This window comes from Alkalihalobacillus sp. BA299, from assembly GCF_017745675.1.
Lineage (GTDB): Bacteria > Bacillota > Bacilli > Bacillales > Bacillaceae_F > Alkalihalobacterium.
This window is the reverse complement of sequence record NZ_JAFLJM010000030.1, coordinates 1-18,495: the sequence shown is the minus strand read 5'-3', so window position 1 is coordinate 18,495 and position 18,495 is coordinate 1. Positions and strand designations below refer to the sequence as shown.

General features: G+C 38.5%; 15 protein-coding genes and 1 tRNA gene. All 16 read right to left on the bottom strand.

What is annotated here, in order from left to right; all coding sequences use genetic code 11:
• Positions 1-58 precede the first annotated feature (58 nt).
• The gene (spoIIE, locus tag J0N78_RS23950; protein WP_209125611.1) at positions 59-2,554 is read right to left on the bottom strand and encodes a stage II sporulation protein E; all 2,496 of its coding nucleotides are present in this window, start codon (positions 2,552-2,554) and stop codon (positions 59-61) included.
• Positions 2,555-2,995: 441 nt separating this feature from the next.
• Positions 2,996-3,072 (bottom strand) — tRNA-Met (locus J0N78_RS23945).
• 340 nt (positions 3,073-3,412) lie between these two features.
• Positions 3,413-3,880 (bottom strand): S1 domain-containing RNA-binding protein, encoded by a 468-nt coding sequence (locus tag J0N78_RS23940; protein ID WP_209125610.1) that lies wholly within the window; start codon positions 3,878-3,880, stop codon positions 3,413-3,415.
• A gap of 133 nt (positions 3,881-4,013) precedes the next feature.
• Positions 4,014-4,394, bottom strand: coding sequence for an FtsB family cell division protein (locus J0N78_RS23935; RefSeq protein WP_209125609.1), 381 nt, complete (start codon positions 4,392-4,394; stop codon positions 4,014-4,016).
• A complete protein-coding gene (yabQ, locus tag J0N78_RS23930) occupies positions 4,394-4,996 on the bottom strand; it encodes a spore cortex biosynthesis protein YabQ (RefSeq protein WP_209125608.1) in 603 nt (200 codons plus the stop codon). Before yabQ ends, J0N78_RS23935 begins: the two co-directional genes overlap by 1 nt.
• On the bottom strand, positions 4,993-5,304 hold the full coding sequence (gene yabP, locus J0N78_RS23925) for a sporulation protein YabP (RefSeq protein ID WP_209125607.1): 312 nt from the start codon (positions 5,302-5,304) through the stop codon (positions 4,993-4,995). The genes yabQ and yabP overlap by 4 nt, the downstream gene beginning before the upstream one ends.
• Before the next feature lie 78 nt (positions 5,305-5,382).
• Complete coding sequence (locus J0N78_RS23920) at positions 5,383-5,649, bottom strand: RNA-binding S4 domain-containing protein (RefSeq protein WP_209125606.1); 267 nt, start codon at positions 5,647-5,649, stop codon at positions 5,383-5,385.
• A 15-nt stretch (positions 5,650-5,664) separates the two neighbouring features.
• On the bottom strand, positions 5,665-7,149 hold the full coding sequence (gene yabN / locus J0N78_RS23915; protein WP_209125605.1) for a bifunctional methyltransferase/pyrophosphohydrolase YabN: 1,485 nt from the start codon (positions 7,147-7,149) through the stop codon (positions 5,665-5,667).
• Positions 7,130-8,728: a putative polysaccharide biosynthesis protein gene (locus J0N78_RS23910; RefSeq protein ID WP_209125604.1), complete on the bottom strand. Its 1,599-nt coding sequence runs from the start codon at positions 8,726-8,728 to the stop codon at positions 7,130-7,132. Before J0N78_RS23910 ends, yabN begins: the two co-directional genes overlap by 20 nt.
• A 545-nt stretch (positions 8,729-9,273) precedes the next feature.
• Positions 9,274-9,813, bottom strand: coding sequence for a stage V sporulation protein T (spoVT, locus tag J0N78_RS23905; protein WP_209125603.1), 540 nt, complete (start codon positions 9,811-9,813; stop codon positions 9,274-9,276).
• A gap of 210 nt (positions 9,814-10,023) precedes the next feature.
• Complete coding sequence (gene mfd / locus J0N78_RS23900; RefSeq protein WP_209125602.1) at positions 10,024-13,548, bottom strand: transcription-repair coupling factor; 3,525 nt, start codon at positions 13,546-13,548, stop codon at positions 10,024-10,026.
• Positions 13,549-13,810: 262 nt separating this feature from the next.
• Complete coding sequence (gene fin, locus J0N78_RS23895) at positions 13,811-14,041, bottom strand: anti-sigma-F factor Fin (RefSeq protein ID WP_209125601.1); 231 nt, start codon at positions 14,039-14,041, stop codon at positions 13,811-13,813.
• A gap of 76 nt (positions 14,042-14,117) precedes the next feature.
• Positions 14,118-14,675 (bottom strand): aminoacyl-tRNA hydrolase, encoded by a 558-nt coding sequence (gene pth / locus J0N78_RS23890; protein WP_209125600.1) that lies wholly within the window; start codon positions 14,673-14,675, stop codon positions 14,118-14,120.
• A gap of 77 nt (positions 14,676-14,752) precedes the next feature.
• Positions 14,753-15,400, bottom strand: a complete 648-nt coding sequence (locus tag J0N78_RS23885; protein WP_209125599.1) for a 50S ribosomal protein L25/general stress protein Ctc — start codon at positions 15,398-15,400, stop codon at positions 14,753-14,755.
• Positions 15,401-15,519: 119 nt separating this feature from the next.
• Positions 15,520-16,470 (bottom strand): ribose-phosphate diphosphokinase, encoded by a 951-nt coding sequence (locus tag J0N78_RS23880; RefSeq protein WP_209125598.1) that lies wholly within the window; start codon positions 16,468-16,470, stop codon positions 15,520-15,522.
• Positions 16,471-16,494: 24 nt separating this feature from the next.
• Positions 16,495-17,877, bottom strand: a complete 1,383-nt coding sequence (glmU, locus tag J0N78_RS23875; RefSeq protein ID WP_209125597.1) for a bifunctional UDP-N-acetylglucosamine diphosphorylase/glucosamine-1-phosphate N-acetyltransferase GlmU — start codon at positions 17,875-17,877, stop codon at positions 16,495-16,497.
• Positions 17,878-18,495 lie beyond the last annotated feature (618 nt).

Here is an 18,495-nt window from a genome sequence, read left to right as displayed (position 1 = left end):
CATCATTCACCATTTAGAGGGCCTTTATACATTACAAACTTCCTCACTTACTTTGTCACTACTGTGCCTTCTTCTTTTCTACTTTCCTTGGCTTATAAAGAGGGATAGCCGCCCATTTCGGCATATTTCTTTTTACTTTTGCCACAACAATGGTCATATCATCTTCAATACTCCCTTTTTCATGTCGTATGACTCGCTCTAAGATTAAATCTGCCACCTCTTGTGGATCCTCAGATGAAACTTCAGAGATAATTCTTTTCATCCACATCTCTTTATTTTCAACGTGTTTAGGCGCATCAAAAATTCCATCACTCATCATAATTAATAAATCCCCTGCTTTTAGTTGTTCACTTACGACATCAACATCAAACTCTTGAATAATTCCCATCGGTAAGTTACTTGCTTCAATTTTTGTCACTTTTGTTCCCCGTTTAATAAAGCTAGGGATCGAACCGATCTTTAAAAACTTTACGTTTGCATCTTGTAAATCAATCATCGCTAAATCGAGCGTAGAAAAAATTTCGTCTGTTGTTCTAAGCGATAGAACAGAGTTAACGGATTTGATCGCAACCGTTTCCTCAATGCCTGATTGCAAGACTTTTTGTAATAGCTGCAACGTTTCATTACTTTCTAAATGGGCTCGCTCCCCGTTTCCCATCCCGTCACTAATTGCTATTGCATATTTACCAGAGCCTAATTCAATCGTTGAATAACTATCTCCTGATACATACGCACCGCCTTTAGCAACAGTGGCCACGCCAGTTTCTACGACAAACTTCTTCGCTGATCCAAAAGAAACATGACTGTAGCCATTTGGATAAAAGCTTCGTTCCTCCTTTTTAATAATGATCGTTTCTCCTAATATATCGGATAACATCGGCGCAACTACTTTTTCAGATTGGCCATGTCCACCATCATTAGCAATACTAAGCTCGATTTCAATATTTCCTTGCTCTAAGTGAAAAATATCAATATGTCCAACCTCTAACCCTACACCTCTTAACGCTTCTAACATTTGTTCTTCTTGAACGTAATGACCTTCTTTTTCTCTTTGAATCTCTTTAGCGAAATCATTCATCACTCGAGAAACACCGAGTAACTGATCGGCAACTAATCTTCTACTTTCTAGTACTTGTTTTTTTAGCTTTTGATTCGCTTGAAATTGTCCAAATTCATGTTGAATCACTTGGACAACTTTTTCGTGTTTGACGCAATACTTTTTCCAATCCGCTTTAAGCAGTGGGTCTTTAATTTCACTATATTTTTCAACTTCATTCATAATTTGAGACATCGATTCATACGTTTTATTAAAATTGTTTACCCAGCAACGATCTTTTTTGAAACAAGCCTGACATGTCTTTTCTGTAACATTGCTTAGGAAATAATCGACTTCCTTTTCAACATCATCAACCTCAACCGAATTAGGTGTTGAAGAGAAACTATTTGATAAAGTTTGAAATAAGTGGGAAAATTGTTCAACCCTACCTGCTGTAACATCTCTAATTTTTCTTAAATATTGTTGCTGTTCTTTCGAGTGCTCTACCGTCCCTGGGATATAGCGAGCTAATTTACTAATTAAAGATTTAGGTGTTAGTAGAAATACAGCAATAGCTACTCCGGATTCCATAACGGTAACCATCACTTGATCTGACCCTTCACCATACAAGCCAATGAGCAACGTACCAATTAATAGCCCAATACTAACTCCTATTTTTCTTCCCTCTTTTAACAATCCACCTAAAAGACCAGCAAATGCTAGTAAACTCATTTGATAGAGACTAGCAACGCTTGCTAAACTTAAGATTAAACCGGTTACAACACCTACAGTCGATCCAATAGCGGCACCAGCAACAAAGGCAAATAGTAACACGAGATAACGTGCTAATATATGTTCAACTGTTAAATCATAAATCATCCAACCGATCGTCCCCGTCATTACCGAAGCAAGTAAAATGATTAAGCAGACAATTTCTTCATTTTTCAATGGTTGTTGGCTTCGTTTGACTGTAATAAGCGGTACACTTTGTAGAAAAATCATCGTAAGTATGAAGCTTAAGCCTGCTTCTACTCCAGCCATCATCCAATCGTAATTCATTACTTGTCCTTGTATAAAGAAAGTCAACATAATCCGTGCCGATAGACTTGCAAAGAAAACAGTAAATGGAAGAACCTTCGCTGTATTATCGTTAAATTTCTCTACGATCTTCTGGTAGATAATAAAAATAAAAAGCGAGGCTAATACAAACCAGCTACTTTCTAAAAAATGTGTCATCGCTCCTGCAAATACAGCAAGTGCTGCTATACCTAGCCTGTCCCGTTTCAAAGCATAGATAGCAGCAACAAACGGTAATACAAAAGGTGTAATTTCTGATAGTATCATAGCTCGTCCAAGCAAAAAGCCAACAACAAAAATAAGAAGTCCCCATTGGTAAAACAGCAAGTTCGTTCCCTTTTTGATTTTTTCAGTTGCAGATGTAGTTAGCGACAGTACTTTGTCAGGAAGCGTCCAACCACGAACGGGCTCAATAACTCCTTTTGTAACTCTCCGTAACATTCGCAACACCCCACGATTAATTTTCGTGGTTTCATTATAAACATATAATGGATTCAGTTTTTGTCAGAATTCCAAGTCGAATAGAAAAAAGTCTTCGACGCCTTTCGTGTAAATGATCGTTCGATTTCCATGCTTATCTATAACTGAGAAAGGATTGACAGCAAACTTAGCAAAATATGTAAAAATAGTGACTTATCCATGGTACTTATGACGAAAGAAAAGTAGTCCAAATTCTTAGTTTTATGATCCAGATTTGAAATATATTGTCCATATTCCAAGTTTTATTGTCCAAAATATGTCTAAATTGTGTCCAATCCTTCACCATGCTATTCTTCCCCATTTCTACAACACACTTATCCACTGATTAAACACTTTTTTAAATTTCCTATTCAATAAAAAAACTGCATCCGAATATGGATACAGTTTGCATTTTAATATGTATGGTAGCGGCGGAGGGAGTCGAACCCACGACCTCACGGGTATGAACCGTACGCTCTAGCCAGCTGAGCTACACCGCCATAGGATACTATTATCAGCGACAAAATTTATTATATGATAATCCACTAATGATAGTCAACCCTATTTTTTATATTAGGCTGTTTTCGTAAACTTTGTTGCTTTTGGACCGTTTTTTTAAAATGAAATAGCCTTTTCAAGACAAATTCATTTGTCTGAACGGCTATTTCATTTTCAAAACCTTCACGCTATGCGTGAAGAGCCAAGCAGTCGCTTGGCTTACGGTCCAAAAGCAAAAAGCAACAATCTATAGGAAAAGAGCCTTATATTAAATCCAAATGTAAAGGCAAGCGCTAAAACGCTTGCCTTACACATTCCTTTATTAAAAAGTGGCAGCAAGACTTACCCACGTCTAGCGCCTCGACCACCTCGCTTCGATTCTGTTTGGCGTTTAAGCGTGGAGAGACGTTCTTCACTGTCTTTCAAAAATCGATTCATCTTATCTTCAAAGGACATCGTTGGGCGCTGGTTACGCGCACCACCACTTCCGCCTTTGCCATAACTTCCTCCAGAACGTGCTGGGCGCGGTGGCCGGGATGGACGAGGAGCACGATTGGTCATCTCCTCTTTTGGGCGTTCTTGAGCTTTTCGGATTGAAAGTCCAATCTTTCCGTCTTGCTCAACATTAACAACCTTGACTAGAACTTCGTCGCCTACTTTTAAAACATCTTTAATGTCTTTAACATAGTTATCAGCGACCTCACTAATATGAACCAGACCAGTAGTACCTCCTGGCAGCTCCACAAATGCCCCAAAATGGGTAATACCCGTTACCTTACCTTGCAACTTGCTGCCTACTTCGATTGACATGTTAAAAATTGCTCCTCCTTAAAAAAACAGATAAATTAATTGTCTATAGAGATCGCTCAAAAAGGTAAGAGCTCTATGTCCCCTTTTTGAACGCACTTATATTATAAATTATACTTGATGTGGAAAAAGAGTGTCAATCCGTTGATAATTTAGGTAATTTAAACAGAATTTCCCTATCCTTTGATAAAAAATAATCCCTTCTAGCAACTTCTGCTATATATTCCAAATCATTGTAGTTTTCAATTTCCTGCTCAAGATGTGCTTGTTCGAGTTTTAGTGCTTCCAACTTTGTTTGAAGGGCCTGCTTTTCTTCACTTTTTTCTTCTAGTAATTGAGCTTGTGCATGAATCGTCATAAATGCAATAACACTGAGGATCGCTATAATAACAGCAAATGCCGTTAAACGACGAAATAAGCCTCTTCTTTTTCGTAGGAGATCTCCAGAAACTTGTTCTTGTGCTCGATTAAAGGTAGCATCTAATTCCCTAACTTTTCGTTTTCGTTCCGAAATCATTAATCATCCCCCTTGTTGCCACGGGTACGTATAAACTTCCAAAAGGCAACCGCTTTTTTCACCCATTTATTCTTTTTTATACGCTTCACAAGGCGGTCCATTCTAGATAGCTTGTATAATACTTTACCAAGCCAACGAATAGGTCTTATAAATAACTTAAATAAAAATGATAATATGGATAATATTAGTGATATTACCATCATAACCAAGGAGTATAAGAGTTTCAATAGCCATTTAATAGGATTAATAAGGATCATAATGATAAGGGTACGAATAAAACGAAAAATGGCAATAGAAATACGGATGCTCGTCTCTAAAATTTGCAAATATGGACGCTGGAATAAGGCTTGATATGCTGCATATCCGCACAAAAGCGCAAGAAAAACGTAAAATCTCATTTCACCTTCATTAACTTTGAGGAGAATATAGAAAATGAGCAGACCTTGAATTAACCAAAATAAAAAGTCGTTTAACACAGTTACCCATGACAACGATGGACGGGGCTCCCTTGCAAATCTCTTATAGGTATCAATAGAAGCCCCAAGCCAAGTGCCTGCAGCAACCATTGATATCATCGTATAGAATTGAACGGTTAAACTCACTTGAATAACTTCCCAAATAATCCTTTAGATTTTCCACCTTGATTTTCATCAAGATATACAAGGTCATATATTTTCCCTTCAATCGATACTAACCCTTGCTCAACATTTAAGTTTTTCATATGCAGATTTTGACCACGGATTGAAAGGAAACCCATTTCAGTTTCAAGTAGAAACTCCTCATTATCAAAACTTTCAACTTGTCTTACCCCAGTAATATCAAGCTTCTTTCGACCACGCAATGTAATATCATGTTCTTTTGTTTTTCTCGCATGTCCCATCGGTGTACCAAACTCATAATTATGTTCCATACTTCTTCCTCCTCAAGACCTCATTTATTACAAATTTATGATTTCAAGAGAAGGAATAGAACAAGCTGTTTGTATTTCCTACTCAGCTGCTTCAACCGATTGTTCTTTAATGACAGTAAACATTGAACTGGCTTCTTCTTTTCTCGTGGTATCTTTTATAGCCTCTACCTTGACTGTAACAAACTTTTGCCCAAATCGGATCACTAATTCATCACCAACACTTACATTTGTACCTGCTTTAGCAACTTGTCCATTGATTGTAATACGACCTTGATCACATACCTCTTTAGCTAACGTGCGTCGTTTAATCAATCTTGACACTTTTAAAAACTTATCCAACCTCACCTAAAATTCCTCCTTTTATTGATACTTTTCTTTACTTTTTTCCCAAATTTCATCCATCTGCTCTAGTGTGACCTCTGCAAATGTTAAACCTTGTTTTGCTAATTCCTCTTCAATCGCTTGAAAGCGACTAGAAAACTTTTGATTCGTCATATGTAGTGCTTCTTCTGGGTTGATTTTATAATAACGAGCTAAATTGATGAAAACGAAAAGAATATCCCCAAATTCTTTTTTCATTTTTTCTTCATTTTTGATTTTTAGTTCAGAGAAAAACTCACTGATTTCTTCTTGAAGCTTCATCCACATTGGCGCAGCATCATCCCAGTCAAATCCTACTTTAGCCGCCTTCTTTTGAATTTCAAATGCTTTCATCAAAGCTGGCATACTTTTAGGGATACCGTCGAGTACAGATTCTGTTTCTTTGCCATTTTTTTCTTTTTTCTTAATTTCTTCCCAATTGACTATAACCTCTGCTGAATTTTTTGCGGTTTGGTTAGAAAACACATGAGGGTGCCTTCGTATCATTTTTTCAGTAACTGAATATATGACATCATCAATCGTAAACCAGCCATCATCTTCCCCAATTTGAGCATGTAACATGACTTGAAGCAAAACATCACCAAGCTCCTCGACTAAATGATCATCATCTTGTTCATCAATAGCCTCTAATACTTCATAAGCCTCCTCTAATAAAAAAGGCTTCAATGATTGATGTGTTTGTTCCTGGTCCCACGGGCATCCTTCTGGCCCTCTTAATGTCGCAATCACTTCTCTTAACTTCTGAAAGTCTCTATATAAAAGTTGATCTTTGACTACTGGTGGAACATAAACCGCAGTGAGATTATTTAATTCCGTCACACGGTCGAGTTCATAAAGAGGACATGTAATAATACTTTCCATTGTAGTTCCAACAGCAGTAGCTACCTTCACTTCATAATCATCTGGAAGCAAATCCATTAGCGTCAGTTTGACCTCTGACGCTATAAAGGCATCATACACCTGACAGATAATCATATGCTGCCTAATTTGCAGTTGTTGACGCTTTAACTGTGTACCATCAACTATTTGACACCCGTCAATAGGGTCAATTTTTAATGCATTGAACATCGGATCTAAAAAACTTTGTCCACCCTGAATGTCGATTTGAATATTCCGCGCTTTGCCTTCCTTAAGTAAAAGTTGAACCGTTTCTTCAGCAACTAACGGATGTCCTGGAACAGCATATGTAATTTCTTGTTGGGAATCTAATTCAGCTAACAGAATATTAACGATGGAACGGTACACCTCTTCAAAACGTTCATGTTTTTCATACTCGGCATCAAATGATTGATAGGTCATGCCTTCTTTTTTCAATTCTTCAACAACAGGATGTTTTTCTGTTCGGATAAATAACGGACTTGCTTTTTTTAAAACTTGATAGGTACCAATCGATAACTGCGCCAGCTCACCGGCCCCTAATCCTACGACTGTTACTTTTTTCACTCTAATCTCTCCTTCGGCCATTTATTACACTGTATAGTTTAGCAAATACTGGTATAACAGATACTTCTTTTTCTGAAAACACACGAAACTTAATCATTAAAAATAGAGCTGTTACACCTCCAACTACAGCACTTGATAATGCAATCAGTCCAGCTGTAACTCGTGGTAGTTCAACAGAAAACATGCAAAACTCTAGCAGCGTTTTCCATAAGAACGTAACTAAACCCATACCTATAACAGTGAAGACCAATCCTATAAATTGCTTTTTTTTCACGCGAGCTGTACCACCGATTTGATGAATCGAAAAGATGTTTAAGATTGCAATCATAGCTAAACTCATCGTCGTTGCAAGTGCGGCTCCAAGTGTCCCCCATATAGGAATGAGCCATAGATTACAAGCCCCTTTTGCGACTAATCCAATCAAAATATGCCGCGCAGCATAATGGCCTTTGTCATATCCTTGAAGTACTGCAGCTGTTGTTATAACAAGTGCTCCAAAAACAATCGAAAAGGCAAGGACGAGCAATACATTCGACCCTTCACGGTTTGTAAATAGCAGATGATTCGTCGGCTCAATGATGATAGCAAGTCCAACCGATGCTAATATACCGAACGCAACCGTTAAACGAATGGTAAGTTCCGTTTTACGTTTCGCCTCTTTTGGATCTCCTAACGACTTTGCTCTTGATATCATTGGTACAACCGTCAATGCAAAAGCTGTAGCAACAATCGTTCCTAATTGAATGAGCGGCTGTCCCCGGTCATAAATGCCTTTTGCTATTTTGGCAGCTTCGGTCTGAACTCCATTTCCAAGTAAAAGACGAAGAACAGATAAACTGTCAATTAATTGAATGAACACTAGGACTAAAATCGTCATTGAAAACAAGAGACTATCTTTTATAAATGAAAAGATATATTCTTTATTTACTTTCCTTAGTTGAAACAATATTCCTTTTTCTCTTTTATGATATCGGAAATAAATGAGTAAACAACTAGCCCCTGCTAATGCACCTACTACTGAACCCGTCACAGCACCTAAACCAGCACCATATGGTCCGTAGCCTAAAGTCATCATAACGTAAGCCAAGACAAGAATTAAAACGACACGGATACTTTGATCTATCAGCTGTGAAACCGCCGTTGGTGTCATCCGATTCTGCCCTTGAAAGTACCCCCGAAGTACTGAGAGTATAGAAACAGCAAAATAAGTAAATGCTGTAATCTGTAACGGTGCTGAAAGTAATGGGTCACCCATCCACTCGGCAAGCGGATTAGCTAAAACAAATAGGATTAACCCTCCCGATATCGATAATAATGTCAGAGTAAACAAATAAGTTGATAAAAACTCTTTATCCTTTTTTTGCTGAAAGCGATTAGACAGCTCCTTAGAAATAATGACAGGAAACCCATAGATCGATAACGTAAAGGCAATGGCGTAAAAAGGATATACTTGTTGATACACATAAAAACCGACATCACCTGCAATATTTTGATAAGGGATTCGGTAAACTGCGCTTAATACTTTTGTCAATAATGCAGCAACCGTTAATACGAGTGCCCCTTGCCAAATTTTTTTCGTTGGGTCACTTTTCTGAGACACCCAGTCATTCTCCTTCCTCATTAGGTGAAACTTCACTCAAATAGTAATTTACTATTTATCTTATCGTCATCTCAAGTAGAAACGCTAGTTAAACAAGTAAAACTAATCGCTATTATATCATAATACCTTCCACTTCCCTTTTTTTACATAAGAAAAGCGGAAGGTGTCTGCTTATCGGCGACAAGCGCTGGAGGGCCAACAATTAGTGTCCTTGATTTTGGGACACGTTTGATGGACCGAAGCGACCTCGAGCCGATGACACCTGCAGCTAGACAAGAAAAGCGGAAGTGCCCGTATAGCGACGTACGGACTGGACTGAACCGCAGGAGATAAAGGAAACACGGAGTAGCGCTAGCGAGCCGATGTTGACTTATCGTACGGCGGTGAGGGAAGTCTCACTAGTCGCTGGGCGCTGCAGCTAGACATCCTCGAAATTTATAATTTTTTAAACTAAAATAAAAAGAAGGGGAACGTTTTGCCCCCTTCCTGCTTTATGATATTAAATGGTTAAACAAATGTGAAATCAATTATGGTTACAGACTGTATTATTGTTCCATTTGTCTAGCTAAAAAGCCTGCGGCCGTCTCTGCTAACTTTTGCTCAACCTCACCTGAAAACGTCTCTTCTTTATTAAACATGACCACTGCGCCAATCGGATCACCGTTAGCGATAATCGGTGCAACGACTAAACCTTTCACATCTTCCTTATGGTCACCCACAATGTTAAACTCACCTGCTGAAGCTTCTATCCTTGATTTTCTTTCATCCATTGTCGCCTCAACAATTTCACCGATACTTTTACTGTAGTATTCTTTCTTGGAACCTCCGGATACAGCAATATATGTATCACGGTCTGCAATAAGGACAGTATGACTTAAACTGTCATATAAAGCTTCAGCATACTCTTTTGCAAAATCACCTAACTCTGAAATAGGTGAATACTTCTTTAATATGACCTCACCGTCTCGATCTACAAAGATTTCTAACGGGTCCCCTTCACGAATTCGTAACGTACGCCGAATTTCCTTGGGAATGACAACACGACCTAGATCATCAATGCGACGAACAATTCCAGTAGCTTTCATACCTAGATGCCTCACTTTCTAATGATGTAGTAGCATAGGAAATGGTTGTTAAAAAAGCTTGTTTGTTTTTTTAACATATGAAAAACCATCCACTAATGTTGAATTCGTCTTGTCTATATTATCTATTGCTTAGAAAAGAACTATTCACCAATTTTTCATATTTTTTGATAGGTTGTCATTTCCAATTTTTTCATACTGGGCTGTTATCATTCATTCGTTCGGTTTTTTCACTAGATGAAGTTCACTAAGAAGTCTTTCACACGTCAACAGTAAGTCTTTACTTGTCATTCCTTTTGACTTAATAACTACTTTGATTTTATCGCCCGAAGTTCCTAGCGATACAGCCGGGCCAAGTTGATTTACTAACTCAAACAGCTTAGCGCCATCAATTCGCTTACTTTCTTCTTCAGTTAACATTAATGTGCAACCATCTTTCGTTTGTGTGATTTCACTCACTTTTTCTTGCTTTGCATATAATTTTATTTTTGCAATGCTCAATAAGTCAGCAACTTCTTCGGGGTAGTCCCCAAAACGATCGATGAGTTCATCCTGTAAATCTGAAAGGTCTTCCATATTTTCAACGGCTCGAAACCTTTTATACATTTCAATTTTTTGTTTGGCATCTTGTATATACGTTTCAGGGATATATGCATCAACAAGTAAATCAATTTCAACCGTAAATGGTGGTTCTTTCGGTTTGTCTCCTTTTCGTTCTTCAATTGCTTCTTTTAACATTTGCGAATAAAGATCGAAACCGACCGACTCGATAAATCCATGCTGCTGGGCACCTAATAAATTCCCTGCTCCACGTATTGATAAGTCCCGCATTGCAATTTTAAAACCAGAACCGAGCTCGGTAAACTCTTTAATCGCCTGTAATCGTTTTTCAGCAACTTCTGTAAGGACTTTATCACGCTGATACGTAAAATAAGCATACGCGACACGATTCGATCGTCCGACTCGACCACGAATTTGGTAAAGCTGAGATAATCCCATTTTATCGGCATCATAAATGATTAATGTATTGACATTCGGAATATCTACACCTGTTTCAATGATCGTGGTTGTTACTAGGACATCACTAATTCCTTCAAGAAAATCGATCATCACCGATTCAAGTTCACGCTCATTCATCTGACCATGGGCAAAAGAAACTTTTGCATCTGGAACGAGCATGGAAATTTGATCAGCCATTTTCGTAATGCTTTCCACCCGGTTATATAAGAAATAAACTTGACCACCTCGTGTCAATTCCCGTTCAATCGCTTCTTTTACGAGAGAAGCATTGTATTCAACAACATATGTTTGAACAGGAAACCGGTTTTCAGGTGGTGTTTCAATGACGGATAGATCACGTACACCTAACATCGACATATGAAGTGTTCTCGGTATTGGTGTTGCCGTTAACGTTAACACATCAATATTCGATTTTAATTGTTTAATTTTTTCTTTATGGGTTACCCCAAACCGTTGTTCCTCATCGACAATGAGTAAGCCTAAATCTTTAAAAACAACATCCTTTGATAAAAGTCGATGTGTTCCGACAACAATATCAACGGTCCCAGCCTTTAACCCTTTAATCGTTTCATTTTGCTCTTTTCGTGAACGGAACCGACTTAATACACCAATGCCAATTGGAAACTCCGAAAACCGTTCTCTAATCGTCTCATAGTGCTGTTGAGCGAGAATCGTTGTAGGAACAAGTACAGCAACTTGCTTTCCATCCATAATCGCTTTAAAGGCAGCTCGAATGGCGACCTCAGTTTTACCGTAACCGACATCTCCACAAAGAAGGCGATCCATTGGCCTTTGCATTTCCATATCTTCTTTGATTTCTTCAATCGCTCGAACTTGATCTTCGGTTTCTTGATATGGAAATGAGTTTTCAAACTCTTGTTGTTCATGCCCATCTTTTGAAAAAGCATGCCCCACACTCGCTTCTCGTTCTGCATAAAGTTTGATAAGATCATCTGCAATATCTTCGACTGAGGATTTTACTTTACGTTTTACCTTCTTCCAGTCACTTCCACCTAGAGCATAGATTTTAGGTTCTTTTTCTTCACTACCCACATACTTCTGGACTTGATCAATTTGCTCCACAGGCACATATAGTTTGTCATTTCCCGCATACCTAAGGTGCAAATAGTCTTTGTGTGTCCCATTGATTTCAAGCGTTTCAATTCCTAAGTACTTACCAATCCCGTGGTTTGAATGAACAACGAGATCACCGACTTGTAATTCGGAGTAGCTTTTGATTCGCTCTGCATTGGATATTTTCTGCTTTCTCTGGGTTCGTTTAATTTTCTTTGTAAATACTTCCTCTTCTGTTATTACAACGAGCTTTTGCAGCGGTAGCTCAAAGCCACTATTTAATGTCCCCGTCAATATTTGTGCTCTACCTGGAAGAAGCGGACTTTTGTCTTCAATCAGTTCAGAATCAATTTTGTAATCATCAAGGACATGTTGAAGACGTTTGGCACGATCTTTATTAGCCGCTAGAAAAAGAACCGTCCATTTCGACTTAAGCCAACGATCCGTCTCTGTTTTGAGTAAATGTAATTGTCCATGAAAATTTTGCATCGCTTTACAATTAATATTGACAATGTTTTTAGGGTTAGTTGAAGGAACATGCTTTAAAAATAATGACAAATAAATAATTGGAAGGGCTTGCGTTCCTAGTAACCTTTCAAATGGTTTCGACATTTCCAGATCAGAAATGACTTCGCCTTGTTCTAGCAAAGCTGTTAACCACTCTGCTTCCTCTTTTTCCAAATTCACTGCCATTTCTTGTACACGACTAATTTCATCAATGATGACGACGCTACGTTTATTCACATAATCAAGGATTGTCGCTTTTTCATCGTAATACAAGGACATATATTTGTTCATGCCTTGAAACGTGATCTTTTGTCTTAATTGACTCACTTCATACGAAATATGTTGAGTAATTTTTTCTTTTACTGTTTTGTTTTTGATTTTCTTTAACGTTTCTGAGAGGCCTTCTTCAAGGCGTTCTGCTCCTTTAACATAATGCTCTTCATCTAAAATTAACTCATTGGCAGGGCCAATTACAATTTCATCTAATTGGCCTTGTGAACGCTGGTCTTCGACACTAAAATAACGAAGCGAATCAACCTCAGTATCAAAAAATTCAATACGAATAGGCTGCTCTTCAGTTAGGGGGTAAATATCTACTATTCCTCCTCGAATAGAGAACTCCCCTGGCGAAGCAACCATGTCTGTTCGAACGTAACCAATTTTTATTAATTTATAAAGCAGTTTTTCTAAGTCAATATCTGTACCCACTTTTAAGTAGCACTGACTTTCTTTCCAAAGCTGTGCTGGTGGGAGTAACCTCCTGAACCCTGCCATTGGTACGATAACAATACCATCAAAACCATTCACTAGTTGATTTAATACTTCAATCCGTTGTGCTCGCATCTCAGGACTTGCAATAGCAATCTCCGATGAAATTAACTCATTGACAGGATAAAGAAACACTTTGCTACTATCAACAAGTGTGGAAAGATCTTCGTATAACTTCTGTGCTTGAAAAAGATTATGAGTAATAATCAATTGAGGACTTTTAATGTCCTGGTAAAGTGCGGATAAGAACAGTGTTCTTGCTGAACCCGTCAGTCCTGTAATCAGCTGCTCTGAGAGGCCTGCTTCAACACTTGTTGAAACCGCTTTAATTTCGTCACTTTCTAGAATATATTGTTGTAAGCCAAACATGGATGTTCCCCCTATTACTTACGACCATCTATTACTAACATACTTATATTATGGTTGTACCTATTCTTTAGTTCTTTTGTATTTTCTATGTAATGATTGTTTTTCCCTCTTTTTTTTCATGTTTTCTTTAATTCGTTTACATCATAAATCCAATTTATATGAGTCTGCCTAACGGTTCACGAGTGTTAGGTACGGGGCAGACAATAGAAAAATGCTTTGGCTTCAAAACCAAAGCTGTGTTTCATTTTTAATTAATGTTTATTTATTGAATAAAAGATTCCAATTGATGAAGGTCTGGATTTCTATCTAGAGCTTCCTGGCAGTCTTCACAGATGACTTTAACATGAATATTTCCACTCCCATCATAGTGGATCATCTCTTTTCGCTCCAGATCATTTAAATGATCAAAGCCTAGTTGTGTTGATGTGAACGTCGTTTCCTCTATCTTACCTAAATTTAATTGACAATGACGACATTGGTAATGAATAGCCATAGATTTCCCTCCTTGGCGACAGTCTTATTACTAGTCTCTCCACATCAGGGGAATCTATTCAACCCACTTCTTAAACCTAATTATAGTGATTCATGACATTCGGAAAATCATTCTGTAACCAGTAACGACAAGCCTCTGAAGCTTTTTTTACAGCTTGAGTGAGTAAATCCCTCTCCTCAGCACGAAATGTTCCAAGTACGTGATTGACGACACTTACACCTGGCTCAGGACGTTCAACACCAATACGAATTCTCTTAAACTCATTGGTCCCTAAATGGGCATTTAATGATTTTATCCCATTATGACCCCCGTGACCACCTTTTTGCCTTAAGCGAATTTGGCCAACTGACAGATCCATATCATCAAATATTATAACAACATCTTCAATATCAATCTTAAAATAATCCATAAAGGGCCGAACACACTCACCTGATAAATTCATATATGTAAGTGGCTTGAGAAGAAATACCTTTTCTCCATCTACTATTGCCGATCCATACACTCCTTTGTATTTTGTATCCTTAAGTTCGATTCCCATCATTTCAGCACATTCATCAATGACCATAAATCCTGCATTATGTCTCGTATTTTCATATTTAGTACCCGGATTACCAAGACCGACAATTAGCTTCATTTCCCCAACTCCTTCACACTCTATATCTAAGGTAGAAAAAGGTATAACCTGTACATAGGCTATACCTTTATCATCTCTTACTGTTCACCATTTCCTTCTGTTTTAGCTTCAGCATCTTCATCGCCCTGTACAAGCTCAGCTACTTCTTCTTCCTCTACTTGTCCTGGCTCCTGTTCTGCTGGCTGAACGAGAATAGTAACAATCGTTTCCTCAGGATCATTTGTTAATTCGACCGACTGTTGACTCATAATATCTTTTATTTGAATCGAGTCACCTATGTTTAAATTAGAAATATCAACGGTAATTTCAGACGGAATCTCGGATGGTAATGCACGAACGGAAAGCTGGTGAAGAAGATGTGATACCATTCCTCCATCACTTACGCCCGGTGCTTCCCCTACAAGATGAACTCTTACTTCTGTATCCACTTCTGAACTCATATCGACCGCACAAAAATCGACATGAACAAGGTCATTTTTTAATGGGTCGACCTGCATATCATACACCATAACCTCATGCTTTTTCCCATTGACGTCCAGTGAAATAATAGAGTTACGCCCTTCATCTCTCACTAACTTTATAAAGTTCACTTGATCAACAGCGATTGGTTGACTTCCTACCTTTTTCCCATATAAAACTGCAGGAACTTGTCCATCTTCTCTAAATTTTCTTGTTGTCGATTTTTTTAAATCTGGACGTGCTGTTGCTTGAAGCGCTACTGCCATGCTATATCACCTCTAACTTGTTTTTCGTTACTCTAAATAGTAACAACCTCTATATAAGGTTTTCCCTATTTGTAGTAATTCAAACAATTTAAGTGAAAAACTAGGCCGCCTCTTTATTCTTAATCAAATAGCGTACTGACTGACGTATTTTCATGAACTCGAATGATCGCTTCTGCCATTAACGGTGCGACAGAAAGTTCTGTAACTTTTTCAATCTTCTTTTCTTCCCCTAAAGGAATGGTATTCGTTACTACGAGCTCACAAATTTTAGAATTTTGAATACGCTCAATAGCTGGCCCTGAAAGTACAGGGTGTGTACAGCATGCATAAACCGCTTTTGCTCCGTGCTCAACAAGCGCATTGGCTGCTAATGTAATCGTACCAGCTGTATCAATAATATCATCAATTATAATGGCTGTTTTTCCTTCGATATGACCGACAATATTCATCACTTCTGCGACATTTGGTTTTGGTCTACGCTTATCAATAATAGCAATCGGCGCTTTTAAACGATCCGCTAATTTACGTGCACGAATAACACCGCCATGGTCTGGAGATACAACAACAACATCATCTAAGTTCTTCTCTTTAAAATAATCAGATAAGATTGGTACACCCATTAATTGATCTACCGGAATATCGAAAAAACCTTGGATTTGTGTAGCATGCAAATCAAGTGTTAAGACTCTTGATGCACCAGCTGTTTCTAGGAGGTTAGCGACAAGCTTCGCAGTAATCGGCTCACGTGAACGAGCTTTACGGTCTTGACGAGCATAACCATAATAAGGTAATACAACGTTAATTGATTTCGCTGATGCACGTTTACAAGCATCAATCATAATTAATAATTCCATAATATGCTCGTTTGCAGGAGCACTTGTTGACTGAATTAAAAAAACATCATCACCACGAATACTTTCTTCAATATTAATTTGTACTTCACCATCACTAAATCTAGTAACCGAACTTTTTCCCATTGGAACACCGATGTGTTCGACAATTTGATGAGCTAACTCAGGATTTGCATTTAATGTAAATACTTTTAAGCTTGAATCTCCATATTTGGGCATTGTTGTTTTACCTCCAACCACTTCTTAGTCGTTCTTTTTTTTCTCTTTAATTTTTGATACATAGCCTTCTTTATTCACTTGCCTTGCACGAGCAATGGATAGCGCTTCACCCGGTACATCATCCGTAATCGTTGAACCTGCTGCGACATAAGCATTTTTCCCAACAGTAACTGGGGCAACTAAATTACTATTACAGCCAATGAACGCACCGTCTTCTACTTTTGTTAAATGTTTATTCATACCATCGTAATTAACCGTAATCGATCCACAGCCTAAGTTTACATCCGCTCCGATTTCCGCATCACCAATGTAACTCAAATGGGAGGCTTTACTTCCTTGGCCCATGGTTGTTTTCTTGATTTCAACAAAATTACCAATACGAACTTCATTTTCAATATTCGATAGTGGTCTAATATGCGCAAATGGACCAATTGATACTTCATTTCCTATCGAACTTTGATGAATAACCGATTGTTTAATTATTGTTCCATTTCCAATCTCACTATTTACAATTTCTGAATGTGGACCTATGACACAATCGCTACCAATTGTAGTATTTCCGATGATCATCGTTCCAGGGTAGATGGTTGTATCTTGACCGATACTGGCATCGGCTGAAATATACGTATTCGAAGGGTCAATAATTGAAACTCCTTCTTTCATCCACTTTTTATTAATCCGTTCTTTCATTATATTTTCTGATTCAGCTAATGCTACACGATCGTTTACCCCTAAGGTTTCCTCAAAAGAAGGCGTTTGATAAGCGGCAATTTTTTCACCGGCATTTTTTAGGATCTCAATGACATCTGGAAGATAATACTCTCCTTGAACGTTTTGATTCCCTACGTTTTGCAGTGCTTTAAATAATGCTTGATTATCAAAACAGTAAGTACCTGTATTAATTTCCTGAATGGCCTTTTCTTCATCAGAAGCATCCTTATGCTCCACAATTCGTTCAACATGGCCACTTTCATTTCGAACGATCCGTCCGTATCCTGAAGGATCATCTGCATGAGCTGTTAACACTGTTGCCATTGCATTCTCTTGTTCATGATAAGAAAGCAAAGCTTCTATCGTCTCTGCTGTCACAAGAGGGGTATCACCACATAAAACAACAGTCACCCCATCTTTTGCCGCTAATAGCTGTTCAGCCTGTAATACGGCGTGACCTGTACCTAACTGTTCTGCCTGAATCGCGTACGTAACTTCTTCACCTAATTGTGTTTGTACTTGCTCCGCACCATGGCCAACGATAACAACGATGTCAGAGAACTGTAGTTGTTTAACTTGGTCTACTACATGCTGTACCATCGGTTTTCCGCAAACAGGATGTAGAACCTTATAAAGCTTTGATTTCATACGTGTTCCTTGTCCCGCGGCTAAAATGACCGCAAATCGATTGCTCATGTTTACCCTCCACAGTTTTATTCCATTAAGAATATATCTTAAATACGGTTGTATTTCAAGATAAACTAAGCTAATTCTAATAGATGATAATGTAAGTGAACGGCGTTTAGACCAGTATTTGTTTCGTCTCTCATCAAGTATAGGTTCGATGAATTTCACACATTTGTCACTTATTCTTCGTTTTTATACTTATTTTTTCTAAGAAAAGCGCAAGCGCCCGTTTACCGACGTACGGACTGGCCTCGGCCGCAGGAGATAAAGGAAACACGATGAACGATAGTGAGGCGATGTTGACTTATCGTACGGCGGTGAGGGAAGTCTCGCTAGTCGGTGGGCGCTGCAGCTAGACAAGAAAAGCGCAAGCGCCCGTTCAGCGGCGTATGGACTGGAGCCCCACCGTATGAGATAAAGGAAACACGCAGAGCGAAAGCGATGCGATGTTGACTTATCGTAAGGAGGGGGAGCGAAGTCCACTAGACGCTGGGCGCTGAAGCTAGACAAGAAAAGCGCAAGCGCCCGTTCAGCGGCGTATGGACTGGAGCCCCACCGTATGAGATAAAGGAAACACGCAGAGCGAAAGCGATGCGATGTTGACTTATCGTAAGGAGGGGGAGCGAA